13 protein-coding genes are annotated in these 15,968 nt (G+C 61.5%); 8 read left to right on the forward strand and 5 right to left on the reverse strand.

Annotated elements, in window-relative coordinates; all coding sequences use genetic code 11:
* Positions 1-11: 11 nt before the first annotated feature.
* From AAIL66_RS05440 to AAIL66_RS05450, 3 genes are all read left to right on the forward strand, one after another.
* Positions 12-1,094 carry an AAA family ATPase gene (locus AAIL66_RS05440; RefSeq protein WP_034383694.1) on the forward strand — a complete coding sequence of 361 codons (1,083 nt, stop codon included), beginning with the start codon at positions 12-14 and terminating at the stop codon, positions 1,092-1,094.
* A gap of 169 nt (positions 1,095-1,263) precedes the next feature.
* Positions 1,264-3,837 (forward strand): DUF5682 family protein, encoded by a 2,574-nt coding sequence (locus tag AAIL66_RS05445; protein WP_343496196.1) that lies wholly within the window; start codon positions 1,264-1,266, stop codon positions 3,835-3,837.
* 2 nt (positions 3,838-3,839) lie between these two features.
* Complete coding sequence (locus AAIL66_RS05450; protein WP_034351664.1) at positions 3,840-5,045, forward strand: VWA domain-containing protein; 1,206 nt, start codon at positions 3,840-3,842, stop codon at positions 5,043-5,045.
* Between the two features lie 33 nt (positions 5,046-5,078).
* On the opposite strand, the gene AAIL66_RS05455 is transcribed toward AAIL66_RS05450, so the two are convergent.
* Positions 5,079-5,288, reverse strand: a complete 210-nt coding sequence (locus AAIL66_RS05455) for a hypothetical protein (protein WP_034351667.1) — start codon at positions 5,286-5,288, stop codon at positions 5,079-5,081.
* A 143-nt stretch (positions 5,289-5,431) separates the two neighbouring features.
* On the opposite strand from AAIL66_RS05455, the gene AAIL66_RS05460 reads away from it, so the two are divergent.
* From AAIL66_RS05460 to egtB, 4 genes are all read left to right on the forward strand, one after another.
* Positions 5,432-6,451 (forward strand): DUF808 domain-containing protein, encoded by a 1,020-nt coding sequence (locus tag AAIL66_RS05460; RefSeq protein ID WP_343496197.1) that lies wholly within the window; start codon positions 5,432-5,434, stop codon positions 6,449-6,451.
* A gap of 203 nt (positions 6,452-6,654) precedes the next feature.
* Complete coding sequence (locus AAIL66_RS05465) at positions 6,655-7,269, forward strand: OmpW family outer membrane protein (RefSeq protein ID WP_003080665.1); 615 nt, start codon at positions 6,655-6,657, stop codon at positions 7,267-7,269.
* A gap of 530 nt (positions 7,270-7,799) precedes the next feature.
* Positions 7,800-8,732 (forward strand): L-histidine N(alpha)-methyltransferase, encoded by a 933-nt coding sequence (egtD, locus tag AAIL66_RS05470; protein WP_343496198.1) that lies wholly within the window; start codon positions 7,800-7,802, stop codon positions 8,730-8,732.
* Positions 8,719-10,047 carry an ergothioneine biosynthesis protein EgtB gene (gene egtB, locus AAIL66_RS05475; RefSeq protein ID WP_343496199.1) on the forward strand — a complete coding sequence of 443 codons (1,329 nt, stop codon included), beginning with the start codon at positions 8,719-8,721 and terminating at the stop codon, positions 10,045-10,047. The genes egtD and egtB overlap by 14 nt, the downstream gene beginning before the upstream one ends.
* Before the next feature lie 27 nt (positions 10,048-10,074).
* Here the strand turns inward: egtB and AAIL66_RS05480 are convergent, their stop codons facing one another.
* On the reverse strand, positions 10,075-11,352 hold the full coding sequence (locus tag AAIL66_RS05480; protein ID WP_343496200.1) for an aminotransferase class V-fold PLP-dependent enzyme: 1,278 nt from the start codon (positions 11,350-11,352) through the stop codon (positions 10,075-10,077).
* 208 nt (positions 11,353-11,560) lie between these two features.
* On the opposite strand from AAIL66_RS05480, the gene AAIL66_RS05485 reads away from it, so the two are divergent.
* The gene (locus tag AAIL66_RS05485; protein ID WP_034351676.1) at positions 11,561-12,757 is read left to right on the forward strand and encodes a GGDEF domain-containing protein; all 1,197 of its coding nucleotides are present in this window, start codon (positions 11,561-11,563) and stop codon (positions 12,755-12,757) included.
* A gap of 72 nt (positions 12,758-12,829) precedes the next feature.
* Here AAIL66_RS05485 and AAIL66_RS05490 read toward each other — a convergent pair whose 3' ends face one another.
* From AAIL66_RS05490 to AAIL66_RS05500, 3 genes are all read right to left on the reverse strand, one after another.
* Entirely contained in the window at positions 12,830-13,474 is a 645-nt protein-coding gene (locus AAIL66_RS05490; RefSeq protein ID WP_034351677.1) for a 3'-5' exonuclease, read from the reverse strand.
* A 134-nt stretch (positions 13,475-13,608) separates the two neighbouring features.
* A complete protein-coding gene (locus AAIL66_RS05495; RefSeq protein ID WP_045839107.1) occupies positions 13,609-14,391 on the reverse strand; it encodes an enoyl-CoA hydratase-related protein in 783 nt (260 codons plus the stop codon).
* Complete coding sequence (locus AAIL66_RS05500; protein WP_045839106.1) at positions 14,391-15,947, reverse strand: long-chain fatty acid--CoA ligase; 1,557 nt, start codon at positions 15,945-15,947, stop codon at positions 14,391-14,393. Before AAIL66_RS05500 ends, AAIL66_RS05495 begins: the two co-directional genes overlap by 1 nt.
* Positions 15,948-15,968 lie beyond the last annotated feature (21 nt).

Genomic DNA, 15,968 nt, shown 5'->3' on the forward strand with positions numbered 1-15,968 from the left:
CGAAAGTCATCATGAGCCAAGTACTACGTCAGCACGCCGAGGCGCAATTTGCCGAAGAACTCGATGCCCTGCAGAAGGTGGACGACCGTCCGCGCCCGCCCAACTGGAAGCTTTCGCCCTGGGCCGTGCTCCAGTATCTGATGGGCGGCAAGCTCAGCAACGGGTTTGAGCTCAGCCCCAAATACATCGGCAATCCGCGCCTGATGGAGATTGCCGTGTCCACGCTGGCCACCGACCGTGCCTTGCTGCTGTATGGCGTGCCCGGCACGGCCAAATCCTGGGTGTCCGAGCATCTGTCTGCGGCTGTGAGCGGCGATTCGACCATGCTGATCCAGGGCACGGCCGGCACCAGCGAGGAGCAGCTGCGCTATGGCTGGAACTATGCCCAGTTGCTGGCCCATGGTCCGTCCGAGAAAGCGCTGATTCCCAGTCCGCTGGTCCATGCCATGAAGCTGGGCAAGATCGCGCGCATCGAGGAGCTCACACGTATTCCCGCCGATGTGCAGGACACGCTGATCACCGTGCTGTCCGAAAAGACACTGCCCGTGCCGGAACTGTCCATGGAGTTCCAGGCCGTGCAGGGCTTTTCGGTCATTGCCACGGCCAATAACCGCGACAAAGGCGTCAACGAGTTGTCGAGCGCACTGAAGCGCCGCTTCAACACCGTGGTGCTGCCTGTGCCTGCATCGCAGGACGAGGAGGTGCAGATCGTCACCAAGCGCGTGGCCGAGCAGGGGCGGGCGCTGCAACTGCCCACCGAGCCGCCTGCGCTGCAGGAAGTGCGTCGCGTGGTGCAGATCTTCCGCGAGCTGCGCCACGGCCAGACCGAGGACGGCAAGACTGTGCGCGTGAAGTCGCCCAGCTCCACGCTGTCCACGGCAGAGGCCATCTCGGTCATCAACAGCGGCATGGCACTGGCCGGCCATTTCGGCGATGGCGTGCTGCGCGCGGCCGATGTGGCCTCGGGCCTGCTAGGAGCGGTGATCAAGGACCCGGTGCAGGACACGGTGGTGTGGAAGGAATATCTGGAGACCGTGGTCAAGGAGCGTAGCGACTGGAAGGATTTGTACCGCGCCTGCCGCGAGCAACTGTGAGTTGTGCTGCAGTGAATGCAGCTCTTGATACGTCGTTGCATCACCTCGCCCTAGCGTTGCGACTGTCTTCGGTGATGACGCCTCGTTTCAACGGTCCATCTTTGATGGGCTGAGCTGTCTTCACTGCCAGAGATCTTGCTATTCCTTTCTTGAGCCGTCTGACAAGCCCATGGCCACTTCCGCTGATTTTGTTCATTTCTTTGGCATACGCCATCACGGCCCGGGCTGCGCGCGCAGCCTGTTGCAGGCGCTGCAAGCACTGCAGCCCGATTGCCTGCTGGTGGAAGGCCCGCCCGAGGGGGAGGCGCTGCTGCCCATGCTGCAAAGCGCCGAACTGCGCCCGCCCGTGGCCATGCTGGTCTATATGCAGGACGAGCCCAGCCAGGCCGCGTTCTATCCGTTTGCCGAGTTTTCACCCGAATGGCAGGCATTGCAGTGGGCCAGTTGCCAGGGTGTTGCCACGCGCTTCATCGACCTGCCCCAGACCCATGGCATGGCCATCGAGTTTGCGCGACGCGAAGCGCTGAAGAAGGCGGCACAGGAGGCAGAGGATGCTGTGCAGGCGGCGGCTGTCCCGGACTCGGAGCAGGATGCACCGGATGTCGCGGAAGCCGCAACGCTGGCCGATATGCAGGATGGCGACGAGCATGAGTTGCAGTTGGACCTTCCGGCACCGGCCCCTCAACACCTGCACCGCGATCCGCTGGACTGGCTGGCCCATGCCGCAGGCTTTGACGATGGCGAGAGTTGGTGGAACCGTCTGGTTGAGGAGCGCGGCGACAGCGAAGCACTGTTTGAAAGCATTGGCGAGGTGATGACGGCAGCTCGCGAAGAACTGTCCAAGGATGGCGAACATTGGCGCGGCGAGGAATACATGAAGCGCGAAGCACTGCGCGAAGCCCATATGCGCCAGTGCATTCGCGAGGCGATCAAGGCCGGTCACCAGCGCATTGCCGTGGTCTGCGGTGCCTGGCATGTGCCGGCGCTCAAGGCCAGCGTGACGGCCAAGGCCGACAGCGCCCTGCTCAAGGGCCTGCCCAAGGCCAAGGTGATGGCGACCTGGGCCCCCTGGACTTATCGCAACCTGGCCAGCAGCAGCGGCTATGGCGCGGGTGTGACTTCTCCGGGTTGGTACCAGCATCTGTGGCAGTGCTATCAATCGTCCCCGGGTTTTGAGTCAAATCAGCCTCAAACGTTTGATGGTAAAGCGCAAGCAGCTATCAAAAACGTGGTTTCTCCAGCCACGCTGCGCACGGCGGGCTGGCTGACGCGCGTGGCCCATCTGCTGCGCGACAAGGATCTGGACTGCTCCAGCGCTCACATCATCGAGGCCACGCGCCTGGCCGAGGGCCTGGCGGCGCTGCGCGGCCAGCCCATGCCCAGCCTGGAGGAGATCAACGAGGCCATAGTCACCGTGATCTGCATGGGCGAGGACGCACCGCTCAGGTTGATCGATGAGGAGCTGACCGTTGGTCATGTGCTGGGCCAGGTGCCCGCCGATGTACCCCAGGTGCCGCTGCAGCGCGATATCGAGCAGCAGCAGAAGTCGCTGCGTCTCAAGCCCGAGGCGGCAAGCAAGCTGCTGGCGCTGGATTTGCGCAAGGACACGGATCTGGCACGCAGCCATTTTCTGCACCGTCTGCGCCTGCTCGGCATTGACTGGGGCGTGCGCGCCACCGATGCCCAGCGCAACCGGGGTACCTTCCGCGAAAGCTGGCAACTGCAGTGGGAGCCCGAGCTGGCGGTGCGCATCATCGAGGCCAGCGTGCACGGCGCGACCGTGGCCCAGGCCGCCACGGCCAGGCTGCGCTCCAGCCTGACGCCCGAGACCTCGCTGCCCGAAATCGCGCAGGCCATCGACGATGCGCTGCTGGCCGATTTGCCGCAGCTGGTCGAGGCCCTGATTGCCACACTGGCCCAGCGTGCAGCCACCACGGGTGATGTGGCCCAGTTGCTGCAGGCCTTGCCGCCACTGGCCAATGTCTATCGCTATGGCAGTGTGCGCCAGACGGATACAGCCCTGCTGGCCGGCGTGATCGATTCGCTGATGCTGCGCGCCGCCATCGGCCTGCCTGTCGCCTGCATGGCCATGGATGAGGATGCTGCGGCCGCCATGAAGACCAAGGTGCTGGCGGCCCACGAGGCACTGCGGCTGCGCACCAGCGACGGCGATGCGCAGCAGGCGGTGGATGCCTGGCGCCTGGCACTGCGCAGCCTGGCCATGGGGGATGCCGCAGCGGCACTGCTGCGCGGCATGGCCTGCCGTTTGCTGCTGGACGAGCAGTTGCTGGAAAGCGCTGAAATCGTGCGTCAGTTCAACCGCAATCTTTCGCTGGGCGCGGCGCCCATGGATGTGGCCGCCTGGCTGGATGGTTTCCTGAACCAGCAGGCGCTGGTGTTGCTGCATGACGAGTCTATCTGGGGGGCGGTCGATGCCTGGCTCAGCGGTCTGGGCGAGCTGCAGTTTGCCCAGATTCTGCCGCTGGTGCGGCGCAGCTTCTCGACCTTCAGCAATCACGAGCGCCAAAGCCTGGGCGACAAGGTCAAGCGAACTCCTGTGGGGGGCGCTGCGGCACCTGGTCCTGCCGTGGGAGCTGCGGACGACGCCGCGCCCTGGGATGAGTCGCGTGCCTTGCGGGCCTTGCCCGTGCTCAATGAGTTGCTGGGATTGAATCTGCCCCAGGCGCTGATGGGACAAGCCCAGGCAGCTACCGATTTTGATGCGGCTGCGGCCAAGGTGTGACGATGAATCAAACAGCAAATTTGGCGACCGAGCCGCAACAGGAGTCCGAAGAGCTGCAGCCCACCACGCGGCTGCAGCGCTGGCGCATGGTGCTGGGCAGCCCCGCTGACGCCAGTTGCGGTGGTGTGACGGGTCGCTTGCAGGAGATGGACCAGGCGCTGGCCGCCTTGTATGAGGAAGACAGCAAGCTGGCATCGCGCAAGGGCGGACGCGGCAACTCCTCGCCCTCGGTATCGCGCTGGCTGGGCGATATCCGCAAATACTTTCCGAGCCAGGTCGTGCAGGTCATGCAGCGCGATGCCATGGAGCGTCTGAATCTGCGCGAGCTGCTGCTGCAGCCCGAGATGCTGGAGAATGTGCAGCCCGATGTGCATCTGGTGGCGGACCTGATTTCGCTGGGCTCGGTGATTCCGCAGAACACCAAGGCCACGGCGCGGCTGGTGGTGCGCAAGGTGGTGGACGAGCTGATGAAAAAGCTCGAGGAGCCCATGCGCAGTGCCGTGGCCGGGGCGCTGGATCGCAGCCAGCGCAACCGACGCCCGCGCCATGCCGAGATCGACTGGAATCGCACCATACGCGCCAACCTGCGCCACTGGCAGCCCGAATACAAGACCATTGTTCCGGAGACGCTGATTGGCTATGGGCGCAAGGCGCGTCGCCCGCAGCGCGAGGTGATCCTGTGCATTGACCAGAGCGGCTCCATGGCCAACTCGGTGGTCTATTCCAGCATCTTCGGTGCGGTGATGGCCAGCCTGCCGGCCGTGGCCACCAAGCTGGTGGTGTTTGATACGGCCGTGGTTGACCTGACGGAAAAACTCGACGATCCCGTCGATGTGCTGTTTGGCGTGCAACTGGGTGGCGGCACCGATATCAACGGTGCGGTCGGCTATTGCCAGGGGCTGATCAGCGAGCCGCGCAACAGCATTCTGGTGCTGATCTCCGACCTCTACGAAGGCGGTGTGGAGTCGGGCCTGCTGCGCCGCGCCAACGAGCTGGTGGAAGCAGGCGTGCAGTTCATCACGTTGCTGGCGCTCAGCGACGAGGGTGCGCCGGCCTATGACGCGGAACTGGCTGCCAAGCTGGCGGCACTGGGCGTGCCCTCGTTTGCTTGTACCCCCGATGCCTTTCCACAGCTCATGGCAGCGGCCATCCGCCGCGACGATGTGGCCGCCTGGGCGGCGACACAGGGCTTCAAGACCAGCAAATAAGAAGACTGCCCGAAGAAGGCTGCTTGTTGAGGCTCAGCCCGGCAGATCGATACCAAGCTTGGCCAGTCTGGCGGCCATCACATCGCGGCGGCGCGCGGCCTTGGCAGCGGTTTCGCTGACCGTTGCAATGGTCTTGGGACCTTTGCCCGCTGCGGCCTTGACCAGTTCCGCCTTCTTGGCAGCCTCTGCGGCAAGTTTGCGGTAGCTGGCAATCAGTTCGGCATGAGCGATGGCTTGAGTCACAGGGTTTCCGTTCGATGAGGGCGCTCATTGTCGCTGCAAAGCCTTGGCCGTGCTGATCGCGTAGGCGATTGGCAACTTCCTGCTGCAGTCGCTGCACGGTTTGCAGGCATGATAGTGGACATTGAAACCAACTGGGGAGTGCGATGGCAGGTGCCGGCCTTTTGATGCTGCTAGACGATATTGCAAGCATGCTCGACGATGTGGCCTTGATGACCAAGACCGCTGCGGGCAAGAGCACAGCAATCCTGGATGATGTGGCCACACAGACCAAGGTGGCGGTGCAGAAGACGGCCGGCGTGCTGGGCGATGATCTGGCTCTCAATGCCGAGCAGGTCACGGGAGTGAAGGCCAATCGGGAGTTGCCAGTGGTCTGGGCGGTGGCCAAAGGTTCGTTGATGAACAAGGCCATCCTGGTGCCCGCAGCGCTATTGATCAGCGCCTTTGTGCCCTGGTTGATCACGCCTTTGCTGATGGTGGGGGGCGCTTTTCTGTGCTTCGAAGGCGTGGAAAAGATCCTTGAGCTGTTTCACAAGCACAAAAAGCATGATGCGCATGATGCCGTGGTGGATGCCGAGGAGGCTGCCCATAAAGGTGTTGCGCCTTCATCGGTGCGTGCCGCGCGTGAAAAGCAGATGGACCCGATGGAGTACGAAAATCAGAAGGTCAAGGGCGCCGTGCGCACGGACTTTATCTTGTCGGCCGAAATCATGGCGATTGCGCTGGGTACGGTGTCCGCCAAACCCATCTGGGAGCAGGCCTCGGTGCTGATCGCAGTAGCTCTGGCCATCACCGTGTTCGTCTATGGACTGGTGGCCGGGATCGTGCGCATGGATGATGTGGGCGGCTGGCTGATGGCCAAGAGCAGCAGCGCTGCCAAGGCCATGGGCCGTGGTCTGATTGCTTTTACCCCGTGGCTGATGCGCGGGCTGTCCATCGTGGGCACGGCTGCCATGTTCATGGTGGGCGGTAGCTTGCTGGTGCATGGCATAGAGCCTGTCGAGCATTGGATAGAGCAGGTGATTGTGCCCACGGGCGGTATTGTTGCAGTGCTGGGACCGGTGTTGGTACATGTGCTGGTTGGGGCCGTCATTGGCGGTGCGGTTGTGGTGTGCATGGAGTTGTGGCACAAGCTGCGACCAGCCAGGGTGGCTCATCCGAATTGACGACTACCATCACTGCTGACGCAAATTTTTGCGCTTCATCAGTGTCCTGGGCGGACGTGGCCGATGGGCAACGTCCGCTTTTTTCTTTGCGGTGTTGGTGTGCGGGTTGACCTGGGACAAACCCGTGTGGCAGTGGCTTTGCTTCAATGGATGCCAAGGGATGCAAAGCATTGCACTCACCCAATTCTTCAAGGAAAGAACCCATGAAAAAGACTCTGATCGCGATTGCTGCTGTTGCCAGCGCCCTGACGGCCGGTACCGCTTTTGCCCAATCTTCGTTTGACGGCTCCAGCCCTTGGCAGGTTCGCGTGCGCGCTCTGCATCTGGACAGCGACAACGGTGGCGCTGCCGGAGACGCAGGCGTGAGCATCAACAACAAGTGGATGCCTGAGCTGGACGTGTCCTACTTCTTCACGCCCAACATTGCGGCAGAGCTGGTGCTGACCTATCCCCAAAAGCATGATGTGCGCCTGAATGGCGGCAAGATCGGTTCGCTCAAGCATCTGCCCCCCACCTTGCTGGCTCAGTACCACTTCACCAACTTCGGGGCCTTCAAGCCTTATGTGGGGGCAGGCGTGAACTACACACGCTTCTCGAACGTGGACATCCTGGATGGTGCCGTGACCGTGAAGAAGAACAGCTTTGGCGGCGCGCTGCAGGTCGGCTTCGACTATGCGCTGGACAAGAACTGGTCGCTGAACTTCGACATCAAGAAGGTGTATCTGGGTACCAAGGTCACAGGTGCAGGCGTGTTTGAAAACACCAAGTTCAAGGTTGACCCATGGCTGGTGGGTGTGGGCGTGGGCTATCGCTTCTGATAGCTTCACGGCAAAGAGTGTTCTTGTCTGCGGCCTTCTTCCCGCAGGCGAGGCACGCACCGCAGGCTCTGCGGTGCATCGGAGTCAGCAGGTCGGCATGGCCTGATGACTTCGGAGGCTAGGGTGTATGTTTAGATCGGTATTCCGCCAGCGCGGGGTACCGATTTTTTTTGCTGAATTCTTTGGCCAGTATTGACTTTGTCAGCATTGCTGCATGCGCATGCAGTAAAAGGATCGCTGGCTTCAGTCCTACTTCTGCCGATTGCCGGCCGCGCTAGGCTGAGGGCCTAAGAACGTGTTTACGATCTCCTTGCACTCCAACGCGGTAAGCACGTTCTAAAGCAGGCTTGGCAGTGATGGCGCGGGCAATGGCTGCATCGCGCGATCAGCTCATCAGGAGGATCAGCATGCGCGCGACACCGGACAGGCAGGCAGCATCGATAGAGTTTGCATCACGCGCAGGGCGCATTCCATTGCCTCTGGCGTCCTCGTTGAGACCTCCACCGCTTCAGGACGAGGGTTGCAGCTTCATGGACGCGTATGCCCCCCCGACGCATCTGCGCTATGAGCTGGCGCAGGGGCTGATGCAGCGGCAGGCGCAGATTTCTCCCAAGTTCCTATATGACGCGCATGGCTGCGCCCTGTTTGAGCAGATAACCGAGCTGCCCGAGTACTACCCCACAAGAACCGAGGCTGCCATCATGACCCGGTTCGAACCTGAAATAGCCGAGGCCATGGCGGGTTGCCAGGTGTTGATAGAGCTGGGAGCGGGCAATTGCGAAAAAGTGCGACGCCTGTGCCGCAGCGTGGGGCCGCAGCAGTTTCTGGGAGTGGATATTGCGGTCGAGTTTCTGCAGGCCGCTGTGGCCAGGCTGGAGCATGACTTCCCGCGACTTACGGCTCGTGCGGTTGCGGCGGATTTCACGGGGGACTGGCATTTGCCTTCAGGCGTGCCACAGACACGGCGTGAGCTGTTCTATCCTGGCTCCTCGATCGGCAACTTCGATACGCAGCAGGCTTTGCATATGCTCGGACATATGCATTCACTTCTGGGGGGCGACGGCGGGCTGCTGATTGGCATTGATCTGCCCAAGCCGGTACCGGTTCTGATAGCCGCTTACGACGATGAGCAGGGCGTCACAGCCGAATTCAATCTCAATGTGCTCAATCATGTGAACCGTCTGCTGGGCAGCGATTTCAATCTTCAGGACTGGACGCATGAGGCGCGCTTCGACAGTCGGACATCGCGCATAGAGATGCATTTGCGCGCCCGTCGCCCCGTCATGGTGTGCTGGCCTCAGGGCCTGCGCTATTTTGCTCAGGGCGAGACCATCCATACGGAGAACAGCTACAAATACCCGCTGTCCGATTTCCTCTCCATGCTGGCATGCGCGGGATTTGCCGAACCCAGGGTCTGGACCGATGAGCAGCAATGGTTTGCCGTCATTCATGCCCAAGCCTGAAACCATGGTGCGGCCATTTTTCATGGCACCTGCTGCCAGGGACTGGATAGTGCTGGCGCAGCAGTTCGAGCGGGTGAGGGCCTGCACGCAAAAGCTGGCTGCGCCCTTGTCTGCAGAAGACGCCTGCGTGCAATCCATGCCGGACGCCAGTCCTGCCAAATGGCATCTGGCCCATACCAGCTGGTTCTTTGAAACCTTTGTACTGGCCGTGCACCAGCCAGGGCATCAGGCTTTTGACGGCAGTTTTCGCATGCTGTTCAACTCCTACTACCAGCAGGTGGGTGAACGCCATCCCAGAGCCCAGCGGGGCTTGCTGACCAGACCGGCTCTGGCGCAGGTCATGGCCTATCGCGCTGTGGTGGATGAGCAGATGCTGGCGCTGATGGCCGCCATGAAAGAGAAAAGTCCGACGACGCAGCAGGTCGTTGCTCAGCTCGTCGCATTGGGCTTGCAGCACGAGCAGCAGCATCAGGAGTTGATGCTCACCGATATCAAGCATTTGCTTTCTTGTCACCCGCTCTGGCCTGCTTATGCGTCAGATGGGGTGGCAGAGGAGAATTGCGTGCAGGCCTATGCTGATCTCACATGGCTGCCACTTGAGGCAGGCATCTACAGCATAGGTCATGGCGGCGGCAGCTTTGCGTTTGACAATGAAATGCCCAGGCACAGTGTCTATGTGCAAGCAGCGCAGATTGCATCGAGGCCCGTGAGCAATGGCGAGTTTCTGCGCTTTGTGCTGGACGGCGGCTACAGCCAGCCTCAATGGTGGTTGGCCGAGGGCTGGGACTGGTGCCAGGCCCAGCAACTGAGCCACCCCTGGTACTGGAGGCAAGCTGAGGATGCTGCGGGTGATGCGGGCTGGCAGGAGTTCAGCCTGTATGGCGTGACGGCTCTGCATGCGCTGAGGCCTGTCTGCCATATCTCCTATTTCGAGGCTGATGCCTATGCGCGCTGGGCCGGTGCGCGCCTGCCGACGGAGATGGAGTGGGAGGTGGCAATGGGTGCGCATGACTGGCCTGTGTCCTCGTCAGTGGGTCATGCCAGCCTGCATCCTGAAGTCTCGGGCGCTCATCATGGGGTGGCAACTGGCCAGGTCTGGGAGTGGACGCATTCGTCCTATGCCGCCTACCCGGGCTTTCGCGTGGCCGAGGGTGCCGTGGGGGAGTACAACGGAAAATTCATGGTCAACCAGTATGTGCTGCGCGGAGGTTCCTGCCTCACGCCTGCCGGTCATGCGCGGCTGACCTATCGCAACTTCTTTCCCGCAACGGCTCGATGGCAGATGACGGGGCTGCGGCTGGCGCGCGATGCCTGAAGTCGCGCGCCGGAGTCTCAGCCCGCTTCAGACCTGTTCCAACGCCTGGTTCAGGTCGGCCAGCAGATCGTCAATATGCTCGATGCCCACGGACAGGCGCACCATGCCTTCGGTCACGCCGGCCTTGGCCAGTTCGTCCGTATCCAGCTGACGGTGCGTGGTTGAAGCAGGGTGGGTGGCCAGCGACTTGGCATCGCCGATATTGACCAGGCGCGTGAACAGCTGCAAGGCGTCCAGGAAACGCGCACCGGCCGCACGGCCTTCGCTGCCCTTGAGGCTGAACGACAGAATGCCCGATGCGCGGCCGCCAGACTGTTTTTGCACGATGGCGTGGTCGGGGTGGTCTTTCAGGCCTGCATAGCGCACCCATTCCACTTTGGAGTGTTTTTGCAGCGTTTCTGCAATCTTCTGCGTGTTTTCGCAGATGCGGTCCATGCGCAGGGCCAGGGTTTCGATGCCTTGCAGAATCTGGAAGGCGTTCTGCGGCGAGATGGCGGCGCCCATGTTGCGCAGCGGCACGACGCGGGCGCGGCCTATGAATGCGGCGGGGCCAAGGGCCTCGGTATAGACAACGCCATGGTAGCTGACGTCGGGTTCGTTCAGGCGCTTGAAGCGGGCCTTGTGCTCCGCCCAGGGGAACTTGCCGCTGTCCACGATCGCCCCGCCAACGCTGGTGCCGTGGCCGCCCAGGTATTTGGTCAGCGAATGCACGACGATGTCAGCGCCATGTTCGAACGGGCGCAGCAGATAGGGAGAGGGCACGGTGTTGTCGACGATCAGCGGCACGCCGTGCCGGTGGGCCACAGCGGCCAGAGCGCGGATATCGGTCACATTGCCCAGAGGGTTACCGATGGACTCGATGAATACCGCCTTGGTCCTGGCGTCGATCAGCTTGCCGAAGCTGGCCGGGTCGCGTGGATCGGCAAAGCGCACCTCGATGCCTTGCTGCGGGAAGGTGTGGGCAAACAGGTTGTAGGTGCCGCCGTAGAGCGTGCTGGCCGACACGATGTTGTCACCCGTTTCGGCCAGGGTCTGGATGGCGGCGGTGATGGCTGCCATGCCCGATGCCACGGCCAGCGCTGCAATGCCGCCTTCGAGCGCCGCGACGCGCTTTTCCAGCACGTCGGTGGTGGGATTCATGATGCGCGTGTAGATATTGCCCGGGACCTTCAGATCAAACAGATCGGCGCCATGCTGGGCGCTGTCAAACGCGTAGGCCACCGTCTGGTAGATGGGCACGGCCACAGCCTTGGTGGTGGGGTCGGGGGAATAGCCGGCATGTACGGCGAGTGTCTCTATGCGCATGTGTGTGTCTCTTTGGCAAGTTATTCGAACGCCACAGCCAGAGCTTTGGCGTCATTGATTATGGGCAGGACGCCGACTCAGGAGAACGACCTAATGGCTATGTGCTTATGCCAGAGTGAAAGCGAGCGCTGTATTGGAATATTGGAGATACTTCTCGCCGGAGAATGGACGACGTTGAATTCACAGTTTCCTGCGCGGAGAACCTAAATTGGGCCAGCCTGCAGATTTGTACTTTGCCTTGATTGCGCCGGCTTGCGTGGTGTTGTTCGGGTTTGCCTTGTTGGCTTGCTGGTATGTGCAGCGCCGACAGCCGCGTGCGCTGTTCCTGCTCTGGCTGGTGGGCGGTTATGTGCTGCTCGCGACAGCTCTGGCTGCGCAAAGCCTGATGAGCAATGCGCAACTGAGTCATTTCGCCCTGATGACGGCATGCCTGTATTTGCTGGGAACCTGGTCGCTGGCGCAGGGCATGTCCTTGCGGCTGGGGTCGGCAGGGGCAAGCGTGGCCGGCGGCCTGTTGATCGCTGTCGTCGCCCTGTCCGTGCTGTTCTATTTTTCCCGGATCGAGAATGATTTATGGGTCCGCGTGCAGTGCCTGGCTCTGGCCATGGCCTTGCAGCTGACCCTGGCCATGCCGGCGTTTCTCAAGGCCGATTCGTCAAAGGACTGGCTGGAGCGTGGCGTGCGCTGGGCCTATGGGCTCAACGTCTGTTATGCCTTGTTCAGGCCGGCGGCCGTAAGTCTGTTGCCCGTTCACGAAGTGCAGGAGCTGACCCGATCTGGATACTGGTTGCTCACCCAGGCCATAGCGCTTCTGTTTGCGATGTGGTTTGCCGTTGGATTGCTGGCCTGCTCGGTCAGGGATGTGATGACGACATTGCGCGAAGAGCGCAACCGTGACTCTTTGACGCGCCTGCTCAATCGCCGCGCCTTCATGGAGGCCGCAGAGTCGCGCTTGGCCGATCAGCGGCTGGTGCCCTGGGCCGTGGTTGCCGTGGACATCGATCATTTCAAATACATCAACGACAACTGGGGCCATGCGGCCGGCGATCAGGTGCTACAGCAACTGGCACAGTTGCTGACTCAGCAGGTCAGAGACTGCGATCTGGTTGCCCGCTTCGGCGGAGAGGAGTTTGTCTTGCTGCTCTCGCGAGTACAGCTGTTCGAAGCGCAAGCCATTGTGGAGCGTGTGCGTGAGCGCTTGCAAAGCCAGGTGCTCGGAGGATTGGCTGCGCAACTCAAGGTAACAGCCAGTTTTGGCATTGCTGCACTCAGTTCCGCACAGGATTTCGAGCAGGCACTGGCTCGGGCCGATGCGCTGCTATACCAGGCCAAGAAGGCAGGGCGGGATTGTGTCATGAGCTCTGCGCAGGACGAGAGCGAGCTGCAATGGAGAATGATTGCCTGAATCCCGCTGTCGGGCGCAGAGCTTATGGTGCTTTGACGATTGGCTTCTTTTCGCGATCTGAGGGCTGAACGTTTACGACCTCGGACTCCTGGGGCCGCGTCGGGGAAGGACTGGTTGTGTGCTTTCCCAGGCGGGAAGGCGGGCATAGATCACGACCGGAGCATGGGCGTCATTGGCGGCATAACGTCGCTGGGCCGGGCTGAGTTCTGTGGCAGCCCAGTTGGAGGTGGTGGTGCGCTTGGACTTGCGAAAGCTTTGCTGGAGCACCAGCGCCGCGGCGGCGCGCACACCCACTGATGGGCCATAGCCGAGCCGCTTGAAGCGGCTGTCCAGATCCTGAATATTGATCAGCGGCGCCCCCAGCCTGCGGGGCAGGGAGTGTTTATCGTTATCGAGCCCGAAGCCGACCTTGCAGATATGTTCTGCAGCCAGCACCATGCGCGACACTTCCAGAGCCATGGGCCTATGCAGTTGCAGTAGCCAGACCTGACTGGCCGTGGCAAGCTGCACCAGATGAGGGCCGCTGTCTTGCTGGCCAATATTGAAGATGGGTTTGCTTTCAGTGTCAAAGCCGAGCACGGGCTCGGCATTCATGGCCTTGAAGGCGGCTTCAAATTCGGTTTCGGACTGCGGTATGTGGATTGCATGTTCGGGCAATTCCAGAAACGGAGGGAGCAGGGCACTTTCGTCCTTGCTGGGTGCAATCAATCGGGGCATGTCGGCAATTACACACCAGCTTCGTGCTTATCCCCAGAACATGTGGTCTGGCCTGTGGGTAAATATCGGAATAAATGCGCAAAGCCTTGACTGGCAAGGCTTTGCCTGTTGCGCCTAAAAAACAGGCAAACGATTCAGCGACGCTGAAACACGGGCTTGCGCTTTTGCAAAAAGGCAGTCACGCCTTCGAGGCTGTTGCCGGAGCGGGCGCAGCCCAGCATGGCTTCGCGCTCGGCACCCAGTTGCTGCTGAAGATCTTGCCGATGTGCCGAGTCACAGAGGCTTTTGATGCCCGCCAAGGAGTTTGTGGGGCCGCCGGCAAGCTCTTCGGCCAGCGCGGTTGCCGCCGCCAGCAGCTGTTCGGGCTCGTGCAGCTCGTCGACCAGGCCCATGCGCAGACAGTCCTCGGCCGCGACAGCGCGGTTGCTCATCAGAATGTATTTGGCCCTGGCAGCACCGGCACGGCGGGTGAGATAGCCCGATACACCAAGATCCGGGCTCAGGCCGATGGCGGAGTACCCGCCGCGCAAAAACATGTGACGGCTGGCCAGTACCAGGTCCGCACACAGTGCGAGCCCGATGCCGCCACCTCCGACAGGGCCTTGCACGGCACTGATGACTGGCAGCGGCAAGCTGGCCAGCTGATGCATGACAGGGTTGAGCAGATCAAGCATGGCGCCGATCAGCGGTGCCAGTCGCTCGCGATGTTCGCCAAACTCGCTGATATCACCCCCGACGCAGAATTGCTTACCGCTTGCGGAAATGAGCAGGGCACCGATATCCGTGTTGCAGGCCAGCCCTACCACCGCCTTCAGGTTGTGAGCCATGGCCGTACTGATCACGTTGCCCCGCTCGGGCTGGTTCAGAACCATATGACCTACGCCGTTGCGAACTTCCCAGAGAACCAGATCAGACATCAGGTGGCCTTTCTTTCATGATGGGCCCAGAACGGGGCCCGCAAGCTGGTCTTGAGGATCTTGCCTGCACCGGATAGCGGCATGGCCTCGACAAAGGAAACATCACGGGGACATTTGTAGCCGGCGATGCGCTCCTTGCAGAAATGGATCAGCTCCTGGGCTTCCAGGCTCTGTCCGGGCTTAAGCACGATGAAGACATGGACCTGCTCGCCCCAATGTTCATGGGGAATGCCTATGACGGCGCACGAGGCCACGGCAGGATGGGTGGCAATAACGCTCTCCACCTCAATGCTGTAGACGTTCTCGCCACCGGTAATGATCATGTCCTTGATGCGGTCCACGACAAAGACGTAGCCTTCGTCATCCATGCGGCCGCCATCGCCCGTATGCATCCAGCCATCACGGATGGCGGCTTCGGTTTCGGCAGGCTTGTTCCAGTAGCCCAGCATCACTCCGGGGCCCCGAACCGCAATCTCACCGACCTCGCCACGCGGCACCTCTCGCCCTTCGGGATCGACGATGCGCACCTCGGTGCAGGCCGTGGCGCGTCCGGCGCTGCGGTGGCGGCCCTTGGCCCGGCCTGGTTCGCGGTGCATCTCGGGGGAAAGAATGGTGGCGATGGGGGATACCTCCGTCATGCCATAGGCCTGCACAAAATCCACGTCGGGGATGGTCCGCATGGCCCGGTCCAGCAGGCCCTCGGAGATGGGTGAGGCTCCATAAGCCATCTGACGCAGCGACTTCAGATCATATTTGTGCAGATCGGGGTGGTCCACCAGCATTTGAATCATGGTGGGCACCAGCAGCGTATCGGTCACGCCGGTGCTGGCGATGGCCTGCAGTACCGCGAGAGGATCGAAGCGCGGCACCATGACATGGCAGCCGCCTGCGGCGAACAGGGCATTCATGAACGCACCGTCAGCCAGATGGAACATGGGGGCTGCGTGCAGGCCAATGCTGCCTGCGCGCACGATCTGTGACGACACGCTCGAGATGGCATTGGTATAGAGATTGCGATGGCAGAGCATGACCCCCTTGGGGGAGCCCGTGGTGCCACCGGTATAGAAGACGCCGGCCAGATCGTCGCCGTTGCGCATGGCGTCTTCAACCGGGCTGCTGTCTGCCACCAGCGCTTCATAGGAGAGCATGTTCTGCGGGGCAGGACCATCGCCCAGGTGGATCAGCGTTTGCAGAGAGCGGGATAGCTTGAGGAGTTCCGGTGTCAAAGGCGCAAAACTGTCATCCACCAGCAGAATGCGGGTGTCGCAATCATCGAGGGAGTAGGCGATCTCGTTGGCGCTCCAGCGGATATTGATGGGATTGACGGCCACGCCTGCCCAGTAGCAGGCCATGTAGTACTCCAGATACCAGTCTGAGTTGAGGCTCAGAATCCCGACCCGGTCCCCGGCCTGGGTGCCCAGCGCTTGCAGCGCACCGGCGAAGCGGGCGACTCGCTCCCCTAGCTGCGCAAAACTGCGTTTGCGACCGTTGTAGATGCTGGCTGTGGCATGAGGCGTCTGCTGCACGGCGCGACGCAAGCTTTGCGTGAGATACATGACTGGCCTTTCTTGAAACAG

Source organism: Comamonas sp. F1-6 (genome assembly GCF_039581415.1).
GTDB lineage: Bacteria > Pseudomonadota > Gammaproteobacteria > Burkholderiales > Burkholderiaceae_C > Comamonas > Comamonas thiooxydans.

Bases quoted from the DNA above. Each gene is read 5' to 3' on its own strand.
- AAIL66_RS05440 (WP_034383694.1), top strand. From the start codon at position 12: ATGAGCCAAGTACTACGTCAGCACGCCGAGGCGCAATTTGCCGAAGAA.
- AAIL66_RS05445 (WP_343496196.1), top strand. From the start codon at position 1,264: ATGGCCACTTCCGCTGATTTTGTTCATTTCTTTGGCATACGCCATCAC.
- AAIL66_RS05450 (WP_034351664.1), top strand. From the start codon at position 3,840: ATGAATCAAACAGCAAATTTGGCGACCGAGCCGCAACAGGAGTCCGAA.
- AAIL66_RS05460 (WP_343496197.1), top strand. From the start codon at position 5,432: ATGGCAGGTGCCGGCCTTTTGATGCTGCTAGACGATATTGCAAGCATG.
- AAIL66_RS05465 (WP_003080665.1), top strand. From the start codon at position 6,655: ATGAAAAAGACTCTGATCGCGATTGCTGCTGTTGCCAGCGCCCTGACG.
- egtD (WP_343496198.1), top strand. From the start codon at position 7,800: ATGGACGCGTATGCCCCCCCGACGCATCTGCGCTATGAGCTGGCGCAG.
- egtB (WP_343496199.1), top strand. From the start codon at position 8,719: ATGCCCAAGCCTGAAACCATGGTGCGGCCATTTTTCATGGCACCTGCT.
- AAIL66_RS05480 (WP_343496200.1), bottom strand. From the start codon at position 11,352: ATGCGCATAGAGACACTCGCCGTACATGCCGGCTATTCCCCCGACCCC.
- AAIL66_RS05490 (WP_034351677.1), bottom strand. From the start codon at position 13,474: ATGCCCCGATTGATTGCACCCAGCAAGGACGAAAGTGCCCTGCTCCCT.
- AAIL66_RS05495 (WP_045839107.1), bottom strand. From the start codon at position 14,391: ATGTCTGATCTGGTTCTCTGGGAAGTTCGCAACGGCGTAGGTCATATG.
- AAIL66_RS05500 (WP_045839106.1), bottom strand. From the start codon at position 15,947: ATGTATCTCACGCAAAGCTTGCGTCGCGCCGTGCAGCAGACGCCTCAT.